Below are 21,197 nucleotides of genomic sequence, written 5' to 3'. Positions count from 1 at the left end.
ATTTTGCAGGATGTAACCAGCAATAATTTAATAAAACTGCAAGATACATCTTGCAGTTTTACGGGATGATAATAATTTTTTGGGTATTTGACCTTAAATTGCTAGCTTTGTAATAATCATTATAACAAAAATAGGTACTTATGACGAGTAAGAAATTGAAAAGAATTCTATATGTTTTTGCGGTTTTAATCATGTTGATACTGGGAATCGTCGTGTGGATGCAATCATCTGGTGGAGTTGTTGAGGAACAGACGTTTACTATTAATAATAAGCAATTGGCCACTTTTGTCTATAACACTGAAACAGAAACTCCCCAAAGGTTACATATCACGGTGAAAGGTACCTTGGATTGTGATGCTATTTTGACCATAAGAGAGGACGGAGAGACTAGTGGAATTCGTTCCCGTCGCTCGTTTCCTTTAAAAGCAGGAGAACTGAAAGATCGGGATTTCCAGACGATGTGGACTCATACCGGGATGATCATAGAATTCAAGACGGATGGATGTACCGTTAATGATGTAAAAGTGAAAATAGAGGTGATAGAATAAGCATGATAGCCTCACTTTTTTCAACATAATGTCTGATCTTATCGTAAGCTTTTTTGATGTTTTTATGGATTTGGGAGTGGGTTACGCCTAGTTCTTCCGACATTTCCGAGTAATCTTTCCCGGCTAATTTCATTTGCACGATTTGTTTTTGCAGGTCGGAAAGTTTGTCCATGGCAATATTTAATTTTAAAAATAAATCATCATACGTGGTGTCGTACTCTGAGGTGGCACTGAATAACAGGGTTTCAAAGTATTTGAGGTTATTCCGGTCAATGACATTCTTGTGGCGTAGGAAACTAATACATCGATTTTTGGCGATAGATAAAAGGTATTGTTTCGAATTGATCCTTTCCGGCAGTGATTTATATTTTTCAAAAAAACAAATAAAAACATCCTGTGCTAGATCTTCTGCATCATCTCCATCCATGATATAGTGATAGATAAAATTATATATATCACTATAATAGCATTTGAAAATATGTTCAAATTCTTTCTCTTGCATAGTAAGGATTAAAGATATATCTCACAAATATATAAGATAAAATTTTTATTACAAGTATTAAAACTCGTTTTATTTTTTGATTTGATCCCGCCTTTCCCTATCTTTTCTCTATCCTTTTTCTATGTATTGTCCTGAAAAAAGTTTACCGTAAACTTAGTAAACCAATTTTAGGAAACTACAGGTTGGATCAATGAAATTTTTTTCAAAAAAAATATTGGAAATGGGGGTCCCATTTTTTTCATTGTGCGTTTATTGTATAAAAGATTGAAAATTTATGCAGATTGATTGGGGTAAAATATTTTCATATATCAATGGACAGACTGATAAAAAAACGGTCGAAGAGGTAGAATTTTGGCGGAAAGAAGATCCCCGGAATGAAGAATTTTATCAACGGGCATCTGATTACTATGCAAATCAGCCGACTCGTAACGAATCTTTTTCTGAAGAAAAGCTGGATCAGTTCTATTCAAAATTGCAAAAGACGAGAAGACGGAAACATCAACGGGTATTGTGGCAACGAATGACCGTGGCGGCATCTGTTATTTTATTGCTCTCGCTGGGAACTTGGTGGTATTATGACATGAATCAGGATAAGATGGACGGGATGCAGATTGCCATGAAAAGCGAGAATGCGGGAGAATCGGTTTTTATAATCACGGAAACCGGGGATAAACTGACTGCCGAGGAATTAAATTCGAAAATGGATCAGCAAACTAATAATAACCAGTTGAATTACACCAAATCCGATAGTATTTATCGAGTGGATACGGTGAAAGAAAAAGAAATTATCCCGACGCATACCGTTGTTGTTCCAAGAGGAAAAACCTTTGAACTTGTATTATCGGATGGAACTTTCGTGTTGCTTAACCCGCAGAGTGAATTAACTTACCCGGTGAAATTTGATTCAACTTCTACCCGAGAAGTGACTCTTCGTGGGGAAGGATATTTTGAGGTGACAAAATCTTCGAATCGTTTCGTGGTAAACACGGATAATATGAAATTGCAGGTGTATGGGACAACGTTTAATGTTATTTCACGGGACAATTTGCCGGATGAGGCCGTGTTGGTAGAGGGTGTTGTCAGTATTACCCCGAAAAATTCATCAGATGGAAAGGAAACTGTACTTCATCCCGGTGACAAATCATTCGTGGATAAATTAGGACAGTTGACAGTTACACAAACAAATCTGGCAGAATACACCGCTAAACGGAATGGTTATATTCTCTTTAACGGGAAAACGATAAAACAGATAATTCCCAGTCTTGAATTGTTCTACGATGTTCATTTCTCGGTTAAAAACGAGGTTGCTTTGGAAAAGGAAGAATACGTATTTTCTATAAAACAACACGCATCACTCCGAGAAGCTTTGGACGTGATAGAATTTGTTTCGGATGTTAAATTCTTAATCGAAGGGAAGGAGGTGAAGATTGTAGAATAAGATGTCCTGAAAAAATTAACAGGATGCCCTTTTGCCTAGAACATCCTGTGTAATAAATTAATGATTCCTCGGTGAGAAATGGGAACCGATTAATTATCGATAAATATTAAAAACAAAGTTATGAAAAAAAGTTTATTATTTCGCAATGGAGGCGGCTCTTTTTGCAAAATATACCTTTTGGTATGTTTACTGGCGATGGGATTTACGAATCTTAACGCACAGAATGCTGTAAGTAAGAAGGTCTCTCTTGATTTTAAAAATGTACCCTTAATTGATGTATTATTAGAAATTCAAAAACAAACTGGAGTTAATTTCGCTTATGAAAAGATACAAGTGGAACAGTTAAAACCGGTGACTATTAATGTGAAAAATGCGACGGTAGAGGATGTTTTAAAAACAATTCTTAAAGATACTGGTTTCACGTATAAAATCACAGGTGATAATATTGCTATTATCCGTCAAGAAAAAAAGCTTGAAGTAAATCTTTTAAAAGTAAGCGGTCGTATTGTTGATGAGAAGGGAAATCCTATTCCTGGAGCCACGATCGTGATCGTGGGAACAACACAAGGGGTTGCTTCCGATGTGGAAGGACGTTACACAATTGCTGCTAAGCCTGACGATGTGTTGCGAGTTTCTTTTATCGGGTATAAGACAGAGACTGTTGATATTAAAGGAAAAGAAAGACTAAATATTCGTTTGAATCCAACTGCGGAAAATATTGAAGAGGTAACTGTAGTAGCGTTCGGAGAACAGAAAAAAGAAAGTGTGGTTTCGGCTATTACTACCGTTCGCCCAATGGATTTGAAATCTTCTAGTAGTGATTTAACTTCTAGTTTTGCAGGAAAAATTGCAGGTATTATAGGTTGGCAGACAGGAGGTATTCCCGGGGCATTGACAGAGGAAGAAATGAACACGAAGTTCTATATTCGGGGTATTAGTTCTTCTCAAGGTTCTTCCGAGCCGTTGGTGTTAATCGATGGAGTTGAATCTTCCCGATTGGATTTAGCTCGTATGGCGCCTGAGGATATAGAAAGTTTTAGTGTATTAAAAGATGCTTCTGCCACGGCAATGTATGGTGCACGGGGAGCTAACGGGGTTATATTGGTGACAACGAAGAAAGGAGAAGAGGGAAGCGTTTATACTTCAGTACGTTACGAGGCAGTGGCCTCTATGCCAACCCGCGAGATAGAAGTGGTTGACCCGAAAACTTATATGAGGATGTATAATCAGGCTTTGTTGGCTCGTAATTCCTCTGCAACTCCGGCATATTCAATTGAACGGATTGAACGTACGGGAAGTTCGAACTATCCTTCTTGGGTATATCCTGCCAATGATTGGTATGATATTATGTTCAAAGATTATTCTGTCAATCATCGTTTAGGCGTGAATGTACGTGGCGGATTTCGTGTAATACAGTATTATGCCTCCGTGAATTACGTGAGAGATCAAGGTATGTTAAAAACAGATCGTTTAAATCAGTTTGATGTCAATATTACAAACTCTACTGTTTCTTCTCGTGTAAACTTAAACGTGGATTTGAGTGCCGGTATTCGTTTGTTAGTAAATACTTCATTTTCTATTGATAAATATCATGGGCCACAGCAGAATGTTACTGCAGCTTATTCTTTGGCTTTTAATGCTTCACCGGTAGATTTTGCTCCAACCTATCCGGGAGATAAGAAATATAGTTGGCCTCATTTGCGTTTTGGAAATCGATTGGATGGAGAAGCGGCAAATCCTTACGCACAGCTTCATGTGGGATATATGGAACGGGGGCGTTATTCTGTAACTAGTCGTGCCGAGTATATTCATAATCTTTCATCTTTATTAAAAGGTTTGGAACTTCGTGCTAGTGTTTCGCTTTCAAAACAAGGATATGAGCAGAGTACTTACAGTACTTCACCATTTTACTATTATTTAAATGCAGAGAGTGGAGGGTATGATTTTGAAACAGGTGAACATACCTTAACTTTAGTACGGAATGGACGTCGTACTTTGGAATTAAATAGAATGAATAATATGTTGACATCGTCCACCCAGTGGGTATATGAAGGGCGTTTGCTGCATACGGCGGCTTGGGGTAATCATCAAACTTCGCTGACGGCTGTATTTCAAGCCCAACAAGCTAATTCTAATCCGAATCAGAGTTTATTCGAGAGTATAGAGCATCGTAATCTGAGTTTTTCCATGCGTGGTACTTATGGATATATGGATCGTTATTTTTTGGAGGCTAGTTTCGGTTATAACGGTTCGGAGCGTTTTGCTAAAAAAAATCGGATGGGATTTTTTCCATCTGTTGGAGGAGCTTGGATTGTTTCAAAAGAAAATTTCATGCGGAGAGTAGCCAATTGGATGCCTTTTTGCAAGGTTAGAGCATCTTACGGAAAAGTTGGTAATGACGGTATAATTGAAACTCCTCGTTTCGTGTATATGCCGCAGGTTGAACCGACGGATATAGGAGCATATCATCCAGAACCGGGAAAAGATGACAGGTTATCTCGTTATCAAATACAGAATTATGGTGATCCCGATATAGAGTGGGAAATTTCAGAACAAGTGAATCTTGGGTTAGAAACTCGCTTTTTCAAGGGTATTTTGGAATTGAATGCTGATATTTATCAGGAAATTCGTCACAATATTATCGGGAATCGTACGGTAATTCCTGCTAATATGGGTGTGGAAATTCCTCCTTTGGATAATATCGGTAAGGTGCGTTCCCGGGGTATCGATTTGGCGGGAAAAATTCAGCATGCTTTTTCTCCGGATTTTTGGATTATTTTGAACGGGACTTTCACATACAATAAGGCTGTTTATAAAGAATTGGAAGAGGCAACTGATAAACCTAATTGGCAACGAAAAGTAGGACATGAGATATCACAACAAGTAGGTTATATTGCCGAAGGATTGTTCCGTGATCAGGCGGAAATTGACAATGCGCCCGATCAACCCTCAGCTATGCCCGGAGATATCCGTTATCGTGATGTGAATAGGGATGGGATTATTGATACTGAGGACGCCGTACATATAGGATTTCCGGAAACTCCACGAATTATATATGGTTTTAGTGGTTTTATCAATTACAAGAATTGGGAATTCAATTTTTCTTTCCAAGGGTCGGGTAATCGTGGTTTTTTTCTTAATCCGAAGGCACTTTCTCCATTCGTGGGTGATCACGCAATGTTGAAAGCGATTTACGAAGACCATTGGAGTGAGGATAATGTTGTTGACCGTCCGTTCTGGCCTCGTCTTTCTACACAAAGTATGACAGTTTATAATCCTCAGGAAGATTGGTATTCGGTAGATGCTACAGAAACTCGTAAAAGTACTTATTTTATGCGGGAATGTCGTTTCTTGCGTTGTACTTCCTTGGAATTGGCTTATAATTTGCCAGCAAATTTGAAAAAGAAAATTCGGATGCAAAATGTAAAGTTTTTTGCTCGGGCAAATAATCCTTTTATGATTACGAATTTCAAGTTATGGGATGTGGAATTAGGTGAGAATGGGTTTAATTACCCGATACAAAAGACCTATGCGGTAGGTATTAATATTAGTTTTTAATTTAACAGACAGAGAATATGAAACGTTTATTACTAGTTTTATTGATTCCTTTGTTTTTATTGTTAGGATGTGATAGCTTTCTTGATATCGTACCGGAAGAGGACATGACAACATTAAATTCGGTTTTTGAAACAAGGGATGATGCTTTGCTTTGGCTCCAAAGTTGTTATACATTTTTGCAAAATTCAACTCCTTGTCTTTCCGGGAATGAGGCTTTCTTGGGTGCGGATGAAGTGGTTACGGGTGATTATCAACGGAATCGTGGTTGGATAGGATTGAATATCGGAGCAGGTTTACAAAATGCATTGGATCCGTATGGTGATATTTGGTCAAAAAGATACGGTTCTTATGGTAAAAGAGATTATTATGCGGGAATAAATTTGTGTAATGTGTTTATTGACAAAATCGATCAAGTATACAACATGGAGGCTTATGAGAAGCGGGAATGGAAGGCTGAAATAAAGGCATTGAAAGCTTATATGTATTTTGAATTGGTACGTCATTATGGACCGATCATTTTAGTTCCAGAAAACCTTGATCCGAATTTAGATATTCATGATATGCAAGTTCCTCGTAGCCATGTGGATACTTGTTTTAATGCCATCGTTCGTCTTTGCGATGAAGCTGCAGCTGATTTAACTTCGCTTGATTTGAAAGAATCCTCTCGAAGAGCTTATTTTAGTAAAGAAAGTGCTTTAGCTCTAAAAGCAATAGCTTTGCTTTATCAAGCTTCTGATCTTTTTAATGGGAATCTAGATTATATTAATTTTGTAAATAAGAATGGAGAGCCACTTTTTAGTTCTACGAAGGATAAAGAAAAGTGGAAACGTGCTGCAGAAGCTGCAGAAGAGGCTATTCAAGTGTGTTTGGAAAACGGGAAACATCTGGTGAATGACCAATATGCTTCTACAACATTACAAACGTATATGCTTAATATTGAGAGATCTATTCAGACATGGGGCTTCTTAAGTGATGAGGCTTTATTGATGATCAAGGGAAAGGGAACTGAGGGAGGAGATGATTTTTTCTTCTATACGCTTCCTGATATCACAATTGACCCTAATCATTATTTAACTGGTACGAGCATGAGTCCGAGTTTAAAAATGGTTGAGATGTTCTACACAGTAAATGGACTTCCTATAGATCAAGATCCAAGTTTTGGAGGAGGGAATATCTATGCTATGACTCAAGAAACAGATCCTTATTATACTGATGTGGTTGTTATGCGAGAGGATATTCCTGTATTGCATACTCGTCGTGAACCTCGTTTTTATGCTACTATTGCTGCTGATCGCTGTTATTGGAGGCTAGGAAAGAATATAGATAATCTTTATAAAGTAGAAGCTTATCGTGGAGAAACTTTTGGATTAAAAGAAAAACGAATTAATTCTACTGCTCCTCAGAATTTAAGTGGTTATTGGATTAAAAAATGGACGAGTTCGGATATACCTCTTTTTAATTACGTGAATAACGTAAAAGGAATGGGAGATTATCCTTATCCCGTAATTCGGATAGCTGAATTGTATTTAATTGCTGCGGAAGCTTGGAATGAATATTTGACAACACCGGATAATAGGGTATACGATAATTTGAACGAGATACGTAAACGTGCCGGAATTCCTACAGTGCAAGAATCTTGGGCAATGGCGCGAGATAAAAATAAGGTAAATAGTCAAGTTGGTATGCGTGAAATTATTCGTCAGGAGTGGAATATAGAGTTTGCTTTCGAAGGTCGTCGTTATTGGAACTTACGTCGATGGAAAACGGCACATTTAGAGATGAATGAGAATCAATACGGGTGGAACGTGTTGGGAGATACACGAGAAAAATTTTATAATAACAGTAGGCCAGTGATTGTTAATTCGAAGAATAAATTTGTAGCTCCTCGAGATTATTTATATCCTATACGTAGCGAAGAGATTCTGATATCCGGTTGCGTGCAAAATCCGGGTTGGTAAGTATATGGTTATGACTTTAAAATTTAGAATGATGAAAAATGCAATATTATTGTTTTTGATATTCGGTTTATTTGCTTGTAATAGTGATGAGAATATCGGATTCGATGTACCTGTCGAATTTCGGAAAGACCTTAGCTTCCGACCAGTTCCGGGAGGTGCTGTCATGAATTATTATTTACCTCGTAATCCTGAAGTAGCTGGAATACGAGTACGGTATAATGATGTTCGAGGGATGGAGATGGTTTTATCGGGGACTTATTTGAGCGACTCACTCTTGTTACTTGGTTTTAATGAAAAACGGGAGAATGTACCGGCATTGGTTACTTTTTTTAACGATAGAGGTGAAGAGTCTAGTCCAATGGAGTTTACGTTCGACACGGAGGATTCGGCCCCAGTATCTTTTTTTGATAATTTAAAGGTGAATTCATTTTGGGGTGGTTTTTCGATGATGTATTCCTCTCCAGAGGTGGTAAGTGGTTTGGTACATGTGTTTTATCTTGGAACGAATCCCTTAACCCAACGACCCGATACGATTTTGGTGATGACTAGTCCTATTGTAGAGGGAGGTGATACGCTCAATTTTGTTTTGAAACAAACTTCTGAAAATAATACGGTTGTCGTTCGGACGGAGGATTACCGGGGGTATCGTGTCAAACAACAAATTTTTGAAGGACTACCCGCTTTGTATATGGATACTTTAAAATATGGCGATTTCGATTTCAAATTTACAGGAAAAATAATAGAACGAGAAGAATATGCACTGGGAGAGAAGTATTTGTTTGATGGGGATCGGAAAGGAGAGGTATTTTATCGTAATAAGAATACTAATGCAAAATATAAATATGCAACTTTTGCGGCTGGACCAGGTGCATTTGGGGAACGTTTCATTATAGATTTACGTAAGGAAAAAGTTCCGGCTGCGGTACGGCTGTATGCTTACTTGAATTATTATACTGTTTGGCCAACAACATCTGGAAGTGCTCCTGCATTATTGAAGGAACTTTGGAATGGTGCTTATCGTACAAGACTTCCTTGTAAAGTTGCTCTTTACGGCACTAATGAAAATCCGGAAACGGTAAATTTGAGTTCTTGTGTGCGGCTCTTTCGGCTTGACTATAATCCTAACTCTTGGGAATCTTCTTGGGCAAAATTTACGGATGACATGAATTATGGTTTTGTGGATGGGGGTAAAATTATTTCAACTATTGAGGATATTGCTGCTACAGATCCAGTGTGTTTGGATATGCGTTGCAATTACACAGGAGATAGTTATCGATACTTGATTTTTGTGATCGAGGACACATTCAATTATCCTCGGTGGGGTGTTTTAAGGGAAGAAAATCCTTTGGAATACGTGACCTTTAATGAATTGGAAGTAAGTGTGAAGGCTGAATAGTGTAAATGAACAATCATTCAAATTATGAAGAAAAAATTATATTATATTGTATGGCTATTTGCGGTACTTTTTATCGTGGGATGTGAGGATCTTGAGGATACTTACGATGAATATGCCGGTAATGGTAGAATTCATTATGTGGGAAAATGTTCGAATCTAGAAGTTCTACCGGGTTGGAAACGGCTAAAAGTGAAATGGAAAGGAAATCTGGATGCAAATATAGATCATGTCAAAGTAACTTGGAAGGCAGAATCAGATTCAGAATCGCATGTACTCTTTTTACGACCGAAGGATGTTGTCGAAAATAATAATTTAGTAGATTCTTGTTATCTGGAGAATCTCGCAAATGCAGTTTATACTGTGACTGTGAGTAATATTTCTGTTGATAGTACGGAATCTATTGTGGAATCTGCTTATGCTCGTCCATACACTGAAAGTCATGAGGATTTACAAACTTTTACTCGCGGGATTATTAATTTCTATCCGTTGAATGGTAGATTAGCCGTGATATTAGATGATGTAAATGAGAATATAAGTGAGATGAATCTTGTGTACTGGGGTAGTGATGGAGAACAGCATACTTGGAATATCAAAGAGCATATGGGATTACGGTTGTCTTTGTTTGGGGAAATTGATTTTGGGCGAGATTATTATTTCTTAATCCCGGGGGAAGGAGAGCCAGGAATTGATTTCTCGAAAGAGATAAAAATACAACGGAAAGGGAAATTACCGAATTGTATCGATGAGATTAATTTCGAAGATGCAACCTTGTTAAAAGATGAACAGGTATGGTCAGCAGGATTTTCACAGTTGTTGTTAAAACAATATGGTGGAGTGACGGATGAAATTATTAATTCAGTGGAAACAATTGAATTAGATTATGATATGGCTTCATTCCAAGATTTGTTATATTTCCCAAATTTGAAAAAAGTAATTCTTGGAAAAAATCGTTATATGATAGATGGATACACGAGCATGAATGTGAGTACTACAGACGTTTATAAAGGATTATTAACATTGCAATTTTTGAAAGATTCTCGTGAGGGTTTTACCGTGGAACGTTATAATAATCATTATTTTGGTAATGATTTTGAATCAGTTTCCATTACTACGATGGAATTTATGGGTAAGATCAAGCCAGGGTTATTGAGTGAGATGAAAAATACAAATACTTTACCGAAGGTTGTACCATTAGATACGACGGGTTGGGAGGTCACTTGTACTGATACGGTTTATAATGGTTACAAAACAAATGGGGCTGCAAATTTGCTGATTGATGACCCGAAATTTTATTTCGAACCGGGACTGACATCGAGTGTGAAAGTTTTTGAGGTGAAATTTGATATGAAAAAACCTATGGTAGTGAAAGGATTTAAAATTGTGCAGCCTACTCAAGGGACTCAAACTGATATCAAATATCTGTTACCTTCTTTGAAAATAGAGGTATCTAAGGATGGTTACGAATGGGAGAATGCTACATACGAAAATGGAGGGATAAATATTGGAAATACTCCCGGGGAAACTACATTTATATATGTGCCGGAAGTTTTGCAAAAATCTGTACAGTATGTCCGATTGACTATTGTTAATCAATATGTTAATGCGACATCAGATGGATCTCCGTTGTTTAGTTTACGTTTGGGAGCTTTTATCCCTTTCTAAAATAGCGTGTTTCAGTGAATATTACGGGCCGGGTTTTTATCCCCGGCTTGTATTTTCATGTAAATTTAATGATAGATTATTATGTGAGAGGATTTTTGTAGAAGGAAAATATATTCATCTGGAAACTGATATTTTAGTATAAATAAGGATGACTGTAATAGAAAATTTGTTGTTGTTAATTTTTTTAAGGATGAAAATAATTGTATTGCTGATTAATGTAGTGATAATCTTCTCGGTCACTTGTAAAGCTCAAGAAGGCTATCAAATTAGTGGTAAAATCAGTGGTGTACCGGATGGTAAGGTATTGTTGATAAATGGTGAAAAGGGTAAATCGGATACATTAGGAATAACTCAAATTAAGAATGGAGTATTTGTTTTTACGGGAAAAGTAAACGGTCCCGTGGCGGTTTATATTACACTGTCTGATGGGAATGGGATGATTCCCTTGATTCTTGAAAACACGAATTTTATGATTAACGTAAATGATAATGGGGCGTTGATCCAAGGTGGGCGACAGCAAGAATTGTTGACTCATTACACTCGAATTAGCCAATCTTTTGTCTCAGAACAGGCTAAGATTGTGGCAGAAGCTCAACAACCAGGAGCAAACATTCAAGCTTTGCAAAATCAGGTGAATAAAGCCTACGAAATGTCGGTGAATGCCACGCTGAATTTGATCAAGGCGAATCCTGACGAATATGCCACTGTATATGTGATTGCTTTGGGTATCCTCAAGGAAACAGAAGAGGAATTACGTTTAAAGTATGAACTTTTGGGAGAAGGAGCTCGCGCTACGATTCCAGGTAAACAGATCGCTGCAGCCTTAGATCAGTATGCAAAATTGGTTGAGGGAAAAGTTGCCCCGAATTTCACGGTAGAAAAGCCTGATGGTAGTTTGTTCTCGTTGTATGATATCCCCGCCAAGTTGAAATTAGTGTACTTCTGGCTTTCAACAGATCCTTCTTGCCGGCAAGATAATATTGAGTTAGTGAAACTTTATTCGCAATATCGTCCACAAGGTTTAGAGATTATCAGTATTTCACTTGACGATGACCGGGTTAAATGGAAGAATACTATAGGTTTGGATGGTATGGTATGGATAAACGGTTTAGATTTAAGAGGTTTTGATTCTCTTGTTGCCCGTCTCTATATGGTGAATGATCTTCCTACAATTTTTCTAATTGATGCGGAGAACCGTATTGTTGCCAAAGGACTTCGGGGTAATGATCTCCGTAAGAAGATAGCGGAATTATTAAAAAAAAATAAGAAAAAATAAAGTATTTCTGTTTTTATGGTTTGCTTTTATTGGATAAAGAAAGTTCTATATATGTTATTACTAAATGAGGGAATATTTTATGGAATAAATTGTCTGATTTTTTTAAGGAAAAATGATTTTTATTTGATTTATAATACTATATTCAGAAGTGGTTCAGTCATGTTTTGAAATATCTTAAGTTCGAAGCAAGATGGAACGTGATTTCAAAGAAAAATAGCTTCCAGTATAAATGAAAAATAGTTTCCAGTATGAATGGAAACTATTTTGTTTTTCTATTGAAAATTCCTATATTTGTTAGATAAATATAAGGAAGAAGATGAGCGACAGATTATACCCTATCGGTATTCAAAATTTTGAGAGCTTTCGGAAAGACGGGTATCTCTACGTGGACAAAACAAGGTTAATTTATCGGCTTGTGAAAACAGGGCGGTACTATTTCTTGAGTCGTCCGCGTCGTTTCGGGAAAAGTTTGCTCATTTCAACACTTGAAGCTTATTTTCGGGGGAAACGGGAATTATTTCAAGGTCTCGCGATGGAGGAGTTGGAGAAGGAATGAGTACGACATCCGATCTTGCATCTTGACTTGAACATAGAGAAATACGACTCGGTTGAAAGTTTGGGAAATATTCTTAATAATGTTCTAATCCGTTGGGAAAAGGAGTATGGATCAGAACCCTCGGAAGTGTCTTTCTCGCTACGATTCGCTGGGATTATTCGCTGGACCCACGAGTTAACCGGGCAACGGGCGGTCATTCTTGTTGATGAGTACGATAAACCCATGTTACAGGCCATTGGTAATGAGGAATTACAACGAGAATTTCGTAATACCTTGAAACCGTTTTACGGGGTCCTTAAAACGATGGATGGGGATATTAAGTTCGCTTTGCTCACGGGTGTTACCAAGTTCGGGAAAGTCAGCGTGTTCAGTGATCTTAACAACTTGAACGATATTTCCATGGACGAACGGTACGTCGCTTTATGCGGGATGACCGAAGAAGAAATTCATCATTATTTCAAGGATGACATTCATCGGTTAGCCTCTGCCCAAGGATTAACGTACGAGGAAACGTGTGATCGACTAAAAGAGTCATACGATGGTTACCATTTTGCTGAAAACTCTGAAGGTATTTATAACCCGTTTAGCGTGTTGAACACGTTTGACAAGATGAAATTCGGTAGTTACTGGTTCGAGACGGGAACCCCGACTTACCTTGTCGAGTTGCTGAAACAGAACCATTATAACCGGAGAAGGGTAGTATCTTGGACAACAGATGCCAATGGATTAAATGATATGGACGATAATTTGATCTCGGCTCTTTACTAAAACGGATACCTCACCATCAAGGATTACGATTTAGAATTTGGTATTTACACATTGGGAACTCCAAACCGAGAGGTGAAAGAATGGTTTGATAAATTTCTTATCTCATATTTATAATGAACGAGAATAAAACGGCTTTCTCCGTTCGAGACTGATTCCCGTCAATTGTTCAAGATCGGTATTAACTTCGACAACAAGACACGAAATATTGAGAAGTGGATTGTGGAATAAAACTCTTAAGATTTCAAGAAGTTTTGATCGTTTTTATGAAAGAGCAGGGAGAGATTCTTCTTGATCGGTAGAGATATAAATTTAATTTTCTAACTTTGTATGCTAAAATAAAAACGAGAAGTGATGTTTAAAAGATATTGGAAAGACTTTGCCATTTTCTGGGGGCTATTTATTGTTTTTGTTGCGGGTGTGTTTTTCTTTTTCTACCTAGTTTCGGCGGGTAAATTAGGTTTTATGCCCACGTTCGAGGAGTTGGAGAACCCCAAGAATAAATTTGCCACGGAGATTTATTCCGAGGACGGGAAGATTTTAGGGAAGTATTTCGAGGGGAGTGAGAACCGTCGGTACATGGATTATAAGGATATTCCTCAGAGTGTTATTGATGCTTTGATTGCCACGGAGGATGTGCGTTTCTATGATCATAGTGGTATTGATGTGCGGGGATTGTTCCGGGTAGCACAGGGGATGTTGACCGGGAATTCTTCTGCCGGAGGTGGTAGTACGATCACGCAACAGTTGGCAAAGATGTTGTTTCCTCGGGAGGCGAATCAGAATTTCATGGAGTTAGCCGTGCGTAAATTCCGGGAGTGGGTGATTGCGGTGAAATTGGAGAAGAGCTATACGAAGGAAGAGATTATCACGATGTATCTCAATAAGTTTGACTTTTTGAACTTGGCCGTTGGTATTAACTCTGCCGCAAACATATATTTTTCGACAACACCCGATTCTTTGAAGGTGGAACAAGCCGCCATGTTGGTGGGAATGGCTAAAAATCCTTCACTTTTTAACCCGGTACGCAGAGAAGAGAAGACGTTGGGACGCCGGAATGTGGTGTTGGGACAGATGTTGAAATATGACAAGATTTCACGGGCTGAATTTGATTCTTTGAAGGTTCTGCCTTTGGGGTTGGACTTTCACAAGGAGGATCATAAAGAGGGTATTGCGACGTATTTCCGGGAATATTTGCGGTTATACATGACAGCATCCAAACCGGATAAAAGAAATTACAGCAAGTGGAGTAAAGACCAGTATGCGGTAGATTCTTTGGCTTGGGAGACGAATCCGCTTTACGGGTGGTGCAACAAGAATTTGAAATCAGACGGTTCGCATTATAATATTTACACGGACGGGCTAAAGATTTATACAACATTGGATTCCCGGATGCAGAAATATGCGGAGGAGGCCGTGACGGAACATCTGGGAGGAACGTTGCAGCCGGCATTTATGGCCGAGAGAAGTAGAAAAGCTCATCCGCCTTTTTCGAATGATTTGACGGTTTCCGAGATCAATGATATTTTGAATACTTCTATCCGTCGTACCGAGCGCTATCGGTCAATGAATAAGGCGGGTAAGAGTTTCCAAGAGATAAAGAAATCCTTTGATAAAGCGATTCCGATGTCTGTTTTCACGTGGAAAGGTGTACGGGATACCGTGATGAGTCCGTTGGATTCATTGAAACATTACAAGTCATTCTTCCGGGCCGGATTCATGGCGATGGAACCTTCTTCGGGCCGAATCAAGGCGTACGTGGGAGGACCGGATTATCGTTATTTCCAGTATGATATGGTAAGTACCGGAAAAAGACAGATCGGTTCAACGATCAAGCCGATTCTTTACACGTTGGCGATGCAGGAGGGGTTGGGACCTTGTGATCAAGTGTTGAACGTGCAACAGACGTTTGTCTTGCCGGACGGGACGACTTGGACGCCTCGTAATTCCACGGATAAGCGGGAAGGTGAGATGGTGACTTTGAAATGGGGATTGGCAAATTCGGTGAATAATATTTCCGGTTGGGTATTGAAACAATTTACCCCGGAGGCCGTCGTGCAAATGGCTCACCGGATGGGAATCACGAGTTTTATAGACCCGGTTCCCGCAATTTTCTTGGGCTCTTCCGAGGTTTCCGTGAAAGAGATGGTCGGGGCATTCTCGATATATGCGAATAAAGGGGTATATAATGCACCGATGATGGTGACTAAAATTGAGGATAAGTATGGTAACGTGCTGGCGAATTTCTACCCGGAATCCAGAGAGGTGATTACTGAAAATACGGCATTCCTGATGGCGAATTTGTTGCAGGGGGTTGTGGATGAAGGAACGGGTCGTCGTTTGCGTTTTCGGTATGGTTTTAAGAACCAGATCGGGGGAAAGACTGGAACGACGCAGAATCACTCTGATGGTTGGTTTATCGGAATTACACCTGATCTTGCCGGAGGGGTTTGGGTAGGTGCGGAAGATCGTTCTATCCATTTCCAGAATTTGGCGAATGGACAGGGAGCCAGTATGGCACTTCCGATTTGGGCTTTGTTTATGCAGAAAGTATATGCGGATAAATCTCTTGCCGTACCGCAAAGTGATTTCCAGAAACCGAACGGGGTAAATCATGTGCTTGATTGTGGGGATGCGGATCGAGAGGGAATGACGGATTACGATTCTTCAGATGAAATCTTTGATTAATTGAAAATTCATTTTGTTGATAATCTGATTTATAGAAAATATAGTAAGAATAACGATATTGAAAAAGTTTTATTTGAGAACTACCCCCACCGACTCCCCCTTACACAGGGGGAGAGTTGATTACCAAGTGGTTTCCCCTATTAGGTGAGGAGAGGTTATTATTTAGATGGCTTATTTCAATTTCCAATTTTCAATTGTATGGCTAAAACAAAAACCGTGTACGTTTGTCAGAATTGTGGGGCAAAGGAATCCAAGTGGGTTGGGAAATGCTCTACTTGCGGGGAGTGGAATAGTTTTGTGGAAGAGGTGGAAGTTTCTACCAAAGGAAACCGGGTGGCTTCTATCGTGGGGGCGAGTTCTTCACGGCCTTTGAAGTTGTCGGAGGTGAAGGCGAATGCGGATGAGCGTATGGATACCGGAGATGGAGAACTGAACCGGGTGTTGGGAGGTGGAATCGTACCGGGTTCTATGATTCTACTGGGAGGAGAACCGGGTATCGGTAAATCGACGTTGGTACTGCAATTTGCCTTACATAATCGATGTGGGAAAGTTCTGTATGTCTCCGGGGAGGAGAGCGTGTCGCAGATCAAGATGCGGGCGCAACGATTGGGGGCGGAGAATGACGATTGCCTGTTCCTTTCGGGGAACTCGTTGGAAACGGTATTGGAACATTCCCGTGCGCTTGAACCGAAATTATTGATTATTGACTCTATACAAACGCTGGCAACAGAGAGTGTGGATGCCATTCCGGGGAGTTTATCGCAAATCCGGGAATGTACTAACGTGTTGCTGCGTTACTCGAAAGAAAATACGATTACGACTATTTTGATCGGGCATATCACGAAAGACGGTCAGTTGGCCGGTCCGAAGATTCTGGAACATATGGTGGATACTGTCCTGCAATTTGAGGGTGATCAGCAACATATGTACCGTATTTTGCGCTCTATGAAGAACCGTTTTGGTTCGACTTCCGAAATCGGAATCTACGAGATGTTACAATCCGGTTTGCGACAGGTGGCCAATCCTTCCGAGCTGTTGCTATCCAATCATGACCAAGATTTGAGTGGAGTCGCTGTTTCTGCCACCATGGAAGGCGTTAGAACGATTTTATTGGAAGTGCAGGCTTTGGTTAGCACGGCAGCTTACGGGACGCCCCAGCGGTCTGCAACGGGCTTTGATACGCGACGATTGAATATGTTGCTTGCCGTGTTGGAAAAACGGGTGGGTTTCCGGTTGGCAGCGAAGGATGTGTTCTTGAATATTGCCGGAGGAATACGGGTGAGTGACCCGGCTTTGGATTTAGGGGTCGTGATGGCGGTTCTTTCTTCAAATATAGATGCTCCGATACCCACGAATACCGTATTTGCCGGAGAAGTTGGCTTGTCGGGAGAGATTCGTGCCGTGAGTCGTATAGAACAACGAATACTGGAGGCTGAAAAACTCGGATTCCAACAAATATTTGTTCCGGCGGGAAATAAGAAAGCGCTGACAAAAGTTCCCGCACATATAAAAGTGAGATTTGTTTCCCGGGTGAGAGATATTTGTCGGGAGTTATTTAGCTAAATCGTTTATCCATATTATATTTTATGAACTGACTATTTTGTAACTTACAAAATAATCAGTTATATTTGTTCTAGAATAAAACGAATAAATATGGAAACGCCTTTTGTTTTTGGGAAAATAGCTACGGATCAGAATTTCACGGATCGGCGAGTGGAAACAGAACGTTTGTTGCAGAATTTCAGAAGTCTGACAAATACGATTATTATTTCTCCTCGTCGTTGGGGAAAATCATCGCTAGTAACGCATGCTGCCAAACAACTCCTAGCGTCTGAAGGAGATGTGAAATTATGCATGATTGACCTTTTTAACGTGAGGGAAGAAGAGGAGTTTTATACGTTATTGGCGAAAAAAGTTTTAACATCTGTATCTTCCAAGTGGGAAGAAATAGCGATGAATGCCAAAAACTTCCTTGCCCGCTTGATCCCCCGGATTTCTTTTACGGCTGATGTGGAAAGTGAGCTGTCTTTTGGAATTGGGTTGGAGGAATTGAAACGTAATCCGGATGATATTCTGGACTTGGCAGAGGTTTTGGCTGTATCTAAAAATATTCGTTTAATTATTTGTATTGATGAATTTCAGAACGTGGCTAATTTCGGGGATTCTTTGGCGTTTCAAAAGAAGTTGAGGGCCCATTGGCAGCGACACGCACACGTTGCTTATTGCTTGTTTGGTAGCAAGCGACACATGTTGATGGATGTTTTTGCGAATGTTTCAATGCCTTTTTATAAGTTTGGAGACTTAATGTTTCTTCAAAAAATAGAAACGGAAGAGTGGGTCCCGTTTATCCGACAAAAATTCCAAACGACTAATAAGGTTATCGAACGGGATGAAATTCAGTTATTGGTGGGATTGGTCGATAAGCACCCGTATTATGTGCAGCAATTGGCTCAACAGGTGTGGCTTAGGACAGAGAAGTTAGTCGTGCCATCTGTTGTTAAGGAAGCGTATAATGGGTTGATTGACCAGTTGAGCCTACTTTTTCTGAATAGCATGGAAACGTTTAGTAATGCCCAGCTCGGTTTTTTGAAGGCATTAATAGCGGGAGAAAAGCAATTAAGTTCAAAACAAACATTACAGGCTTATCGGATTGGTACTTCCGGAAATGTGGTTAGAATAAAGCAAGCTCTTATGGAACGGGAAGTAATTGATGTGAGAGGAAATGAAATCACATTTCAAGATCCTCTGTTCGAGGCGTGGTTGAAACGGGATTGGTTTAAGTGAAAATGATAGAACTGATTATTTTGTAACTTACAAAATAATCAGTTCGCTGGATTTTGTTTCTTAGTTGGAATATTTTATATTTGTCAAGAATCCAATTAGGGAGTGAATGGATATTTCAGAAGATAAATTTATTCAGCAAATTAATGCCAAGGAAGTAGGAGCGTTTCGGATTTTGTTCGAACACTTCTATAATTATCTTGTGCTGTATGCCATGAAACGTGTCCGTCAGCGGGAAGTAGCTGAGGATGTGGTGCAAGAAGTTTTCGTGGCGATCTGGGAAAGTTCGAAGGAATATAATTCTTTTCATGGATTCAGGGCATTTCTGTATGATGCGGTTCAGAATAGGTGTCTGGATTATTTAAAGCACAAAGCGGTAGAAAATCGGTATCTTGCTTACCAGCTTGCCAATCATGATGATGAGAGGGAACGGGAATATAATTTGATGCGAGAGGAGATTTACCGGGAGTTGTATTTGGCTGTTCGTGAATTGCCTGATCGTTGTCGGGAAGTATTTGAATTGCATCTAAAAGGTAAAAAAAATGAGGAGATTGCCGAATTATTGTCCCTTTCCATAGAAACGGTTAAAACCCATAAAAAGAATGCTGTTCGTTTCTTGAAAGAGCGGATGGGGAATTTATTTGTCCTATTAGTTATGTTCCGGGTGCTTTGATTCTAGCCTACTTTTCGTTCGGACTATAAATTTTTCTTGAAAAAAGTCTTTTTCCACTTACCCCTTTTTGGGATACTCGTCGTATGTGGTGCAAAATTAGAGAATGGATATGGAAATCTTTAATGAGAAAATAGTTCGAATGATTCGACTTTATTTGTCCGGTGTTATTTCTGAGGAGGAACGACAAGAGTTGGAACGTTGGGTAGAGGAGAGCGAGGGAAACCGTCGTTTTTTTGAAGAGATGAAGGAAGAAGGACGGTTTGCGGAGGAGTTTCCTGAGTTTTGCCGGATTGATATGGAAAAGGGATGGCGACGTTTTGAACAACAGGTTCAGCCGAAACGACGGTCTTTATGGAGGCGAGCATTGAGATATGCGGCGGTGATAGCCGTACCGGTAGCGGTGGGACTTTCCGTCTGGTTGTTGAACCGAGAAGAGAAAGCGGAGAACACCTTGATTAGTAAGGTGATTGAACCGGGACAGGTTAAAGCTATGCTGGTACTTCCGGGAGGAGCAACGCTGGCCCTACAAGACATGAAACAAGGGGAAATTGAAGTTGACAAGGGATTGAAGGCCAGACAGACAAATAAAGGGTTAGTGTACGACAATGATGTTGTTTCGAGAGAAGAGAAATTGAAATATAATACACTGAAGACTCCCCGGGGAGGAGAGTTCCGTTTAACGTTGTCCGATGGGACATCCGTGATATTGAATTCTGCCACGAACTTGAGATATCCCGTGACGTTCGGGAAACAGGAGCGAAAAGTTTATTTGGACGGAGAGGCTTATTTCGAAGTTCAAAAAGATAGTACACGACCTTTTTACGTGGAAATGGATGGAATGCAGATCAAGGTTTACGGGACTTCTTTTAATGTGAATACGCATAAAGAAGGGGGGATTCAGACTGTTTTAGTGGAAGGGAGAGTCGGGATTAAATTACCGAATTATGAACATATATTATCTCCGGGTAGTTGGGCTCGTTTTAATCGAGAGCGTGGAGAGATTGAAGTTAGGAGCGTGGATGTCCAGCAATATGTGGCGTGGACGAAGGGTATATTTGCTTTTGAGGAGGAGAGTTTAGAACAAATTATGAACACACTTTCGCTGTGGTATGATGTGGATGTGTTCTATGAGACAGACAGTGTGAAACAACTTCATTTCTCCGGACACTTGGGACGCTATAAAGAGATTCGAGATATTCTGGATGCAATCACGGAGGCTACGGGAGTGAAATTTTCGATAAAAGAACGAATTATTATTGTTACCAAATAAAAAACGGAAGGCGTTGGAAGCACCTTCCGCTAGTTTAATCTCCGATAAACCTTATTGTGTGGGGTCTATTGGTAAATAATCTAACTATCAATTACAAAAGTATGGAAAAAAATCGGATTTGCCTTC

General features: G+C 39.5%; 13 protein-coding genes and 1 pseudogene. 13 read left to right on the top strand and 1 reads right to left on the bottom strand.

The genetic code is table 11. The features are described 5' to 3' along the window. Positions 1 to 140: 140 nt before the first annotated feature. Positions 141 to 548 carry a hypothetical protein gene (locus R8806_RS14150; RefSeq protein WP_124316036.1) on the top strand — a complete coding sequence of 136 codons (408 nt, stop codon included), beginning with the start codon at positions 141 to 143 and terminating at the stop codon, positions 546 to 548. On the opposite strand, the gene R8806_RS14145 is transcribed toward R8806_RS14150, so the two are convergent. Next, positions 511 to 1,050, bottom strand: coding sequence for an RNA polymerase sigma factor (locus tag R8806_RS14145; RefSeq protein WP_124316037.1), 540 nt, complete (start codon positions 1,048 to 1,050; stop codon positions 511 to 513). The genes R8806_RS14150 and R8806_RS14145 overlap by 38 nt on opposite strands. A gap of 274 nt (positions 1,051 to 1,324) precedes the next feature. Here R8806_RS14145 and R8806_RS14140 point away from each other — a divergent pair, with 274 nt between their 5' ends. The 12 genes and pseudogenes from R8806_RS14140 (at position 1,325) to R8806_RS14085 (ending at position 21,071) form a co-directional block, all read left to right on the top strand. Further along, a complete protein-coding gene (locus R8806_RS14140; protein ID WP_124316038.1) occupies positions 1,325 to 2,488 on the top strand; it encodes a FecR family protein in 1,164 nt (387 codons plus the stop codon). A 120-nt stretch (positions 2,489 to 2,608) separates the two neighbouring features. Further along, positions 2,609 to 6,046, top strand: coding sequence for a TonB-dependent receptor (locus tag R8806_RS14135; protein ID WP_317715697.1), 3,438 nt, complete (start codon positions 2,609 to 2,611; stop codon positions 6,044 to 6,046). Between the two features lie 17 nt (positions 6,047 to 6,063). Further along, a complete protein-coding gene (locus tag R8806_RS14130; protein ID WP_124316040.1) occupies positions 6,064 to 8,004 on the top strand; it encodes a RagB/SusD family nutrient uptake outer membrane protein in 1,941 nt (646 codons plus the stop codon). A 28-nt stretch (positions 8,005 to 8,032) separates the two neighbouring features. After that, positions 8,033 to 9,400 carry a DUF4959 domain-containing protein gene (locus R8806_RS14125; RefSeq protein WP_229782965.1) on the top strand — a complete coding sequence of 456 codons (1,368 nt, stop codon included), beginning with the start codon at positions 8,033 to 8,035 and terminating at the stop codon, positions 9,398 to 9,400. A 24-nt stretch (positions 9,401 to 9,424) separates the two neighbouring features. Further along, entirely contained in the window at positions 9,425 to 11,062 is a 1,638-nt protein-coding gene (locus tag R8806_RS14120; RefSeq protein ID WP_124316041.1) for a DUF4998 domain-containing protein, read from the top strand. Between the two features lie 190 nt (positions 11,063 to 11,252). Then, complete coding sequence (locus tag R8806_RS14115; RefSeq protein ID WP_124316042.1) at positions 11,253 to 12,338, top strand: TlpA disulfide reductase family protein; 1,086 nt, start codon at positions 11,253 to 11,255, stop codon at positions 12,336 to 12,338. Positions 12,339 to 12,654: 316 nt separating this feature from the next. Beyond that, positions 12,655 to 13,770, top strand: a pseudogene (locus R8806_RS14110) (ATP-binding protein); the annotation flags it as partial. A gap of 243 nt (positions 13,771 to 14,013) precedes the next feature. Beyond that, positions 14,014 to 16,347 carry a transglycosylase domain-containing protein gene (locus R8806_RS14105; RefSeq protein ID WP_124316043.1) on the top strand — a complete coding sequence of 778 codons (2,334 nt, stop codon included), beginning with the start codon at positions 14,014 to 14,016 and terminating at the stop codon, positions 16,345 to 16,347. Between the two features lie 198 nt (positions 16,348 to 16,545). Then, positions 16,546 to 17,910, top strand: coding sequence for a DNA repair protein RadA (gene radA, locus R8806_RS14100; RefSeq protein ID WP_124316044.1), 1,365 nt, complete (start codon positions 16,546 to 16,548; stop codon positions 17,908 to 17,910). A gap of 90 nt (positions 17,911 to 18,000) precedes the next feature. Beyond that, entirely contained in the window at positions 18,001 to 19,131 is a 1,131-nt protein-coding gene (locus R8806_RS14095; RefSeq protein WP_124316319.1) for an AAA family ATPase, read from the top strand. Positions 19,132 to 19,237: 106 nt separating this feature from the next. Next, positions 19,238 to 19,801: an RNA polymerase sigma-70 factor gene (locus tag R8806_RS14090; protein WP_124316318.1), complete on the top strand. Its 564-nt coding sequence runs from the start codon at positions 19,238 to 19,240 to the stop codon at positions 19,799 to 19,801. Positions 19,802 to 19,910: 109 nt separating this feature from the next. Continuing rightward, positions 19,911 to 21,071, top strand: a complete 1,161-nt coding sequence (locus R8806_RS14085) for a FecR family protein (RefSeq protein WP_167513915.1) — start codon at positions 19,911 to 19,913, stop codon at positions 21,069 to 21,071. The last annotated feature ends 126 nt before the right edge of the window (positions 21,072 to 21,197 follow it).

Source organism: Butyricimonas faecihominis (genome assembly GCF_033096445.1).
In the GTDB taxonomy this organism is placed as follows: domain Bacteria; phylum Bacteroidota; class Bacteroidia; order Bacteroidales; family Marinifilaceae; genus Butyricimonas; species Butyricimonas faecihominis.
The sequence above is the reverse complement of the archived record's forward strand: the minus strand, read 5'-3'. Positions and strand labels throughout refer to the sequence as shown.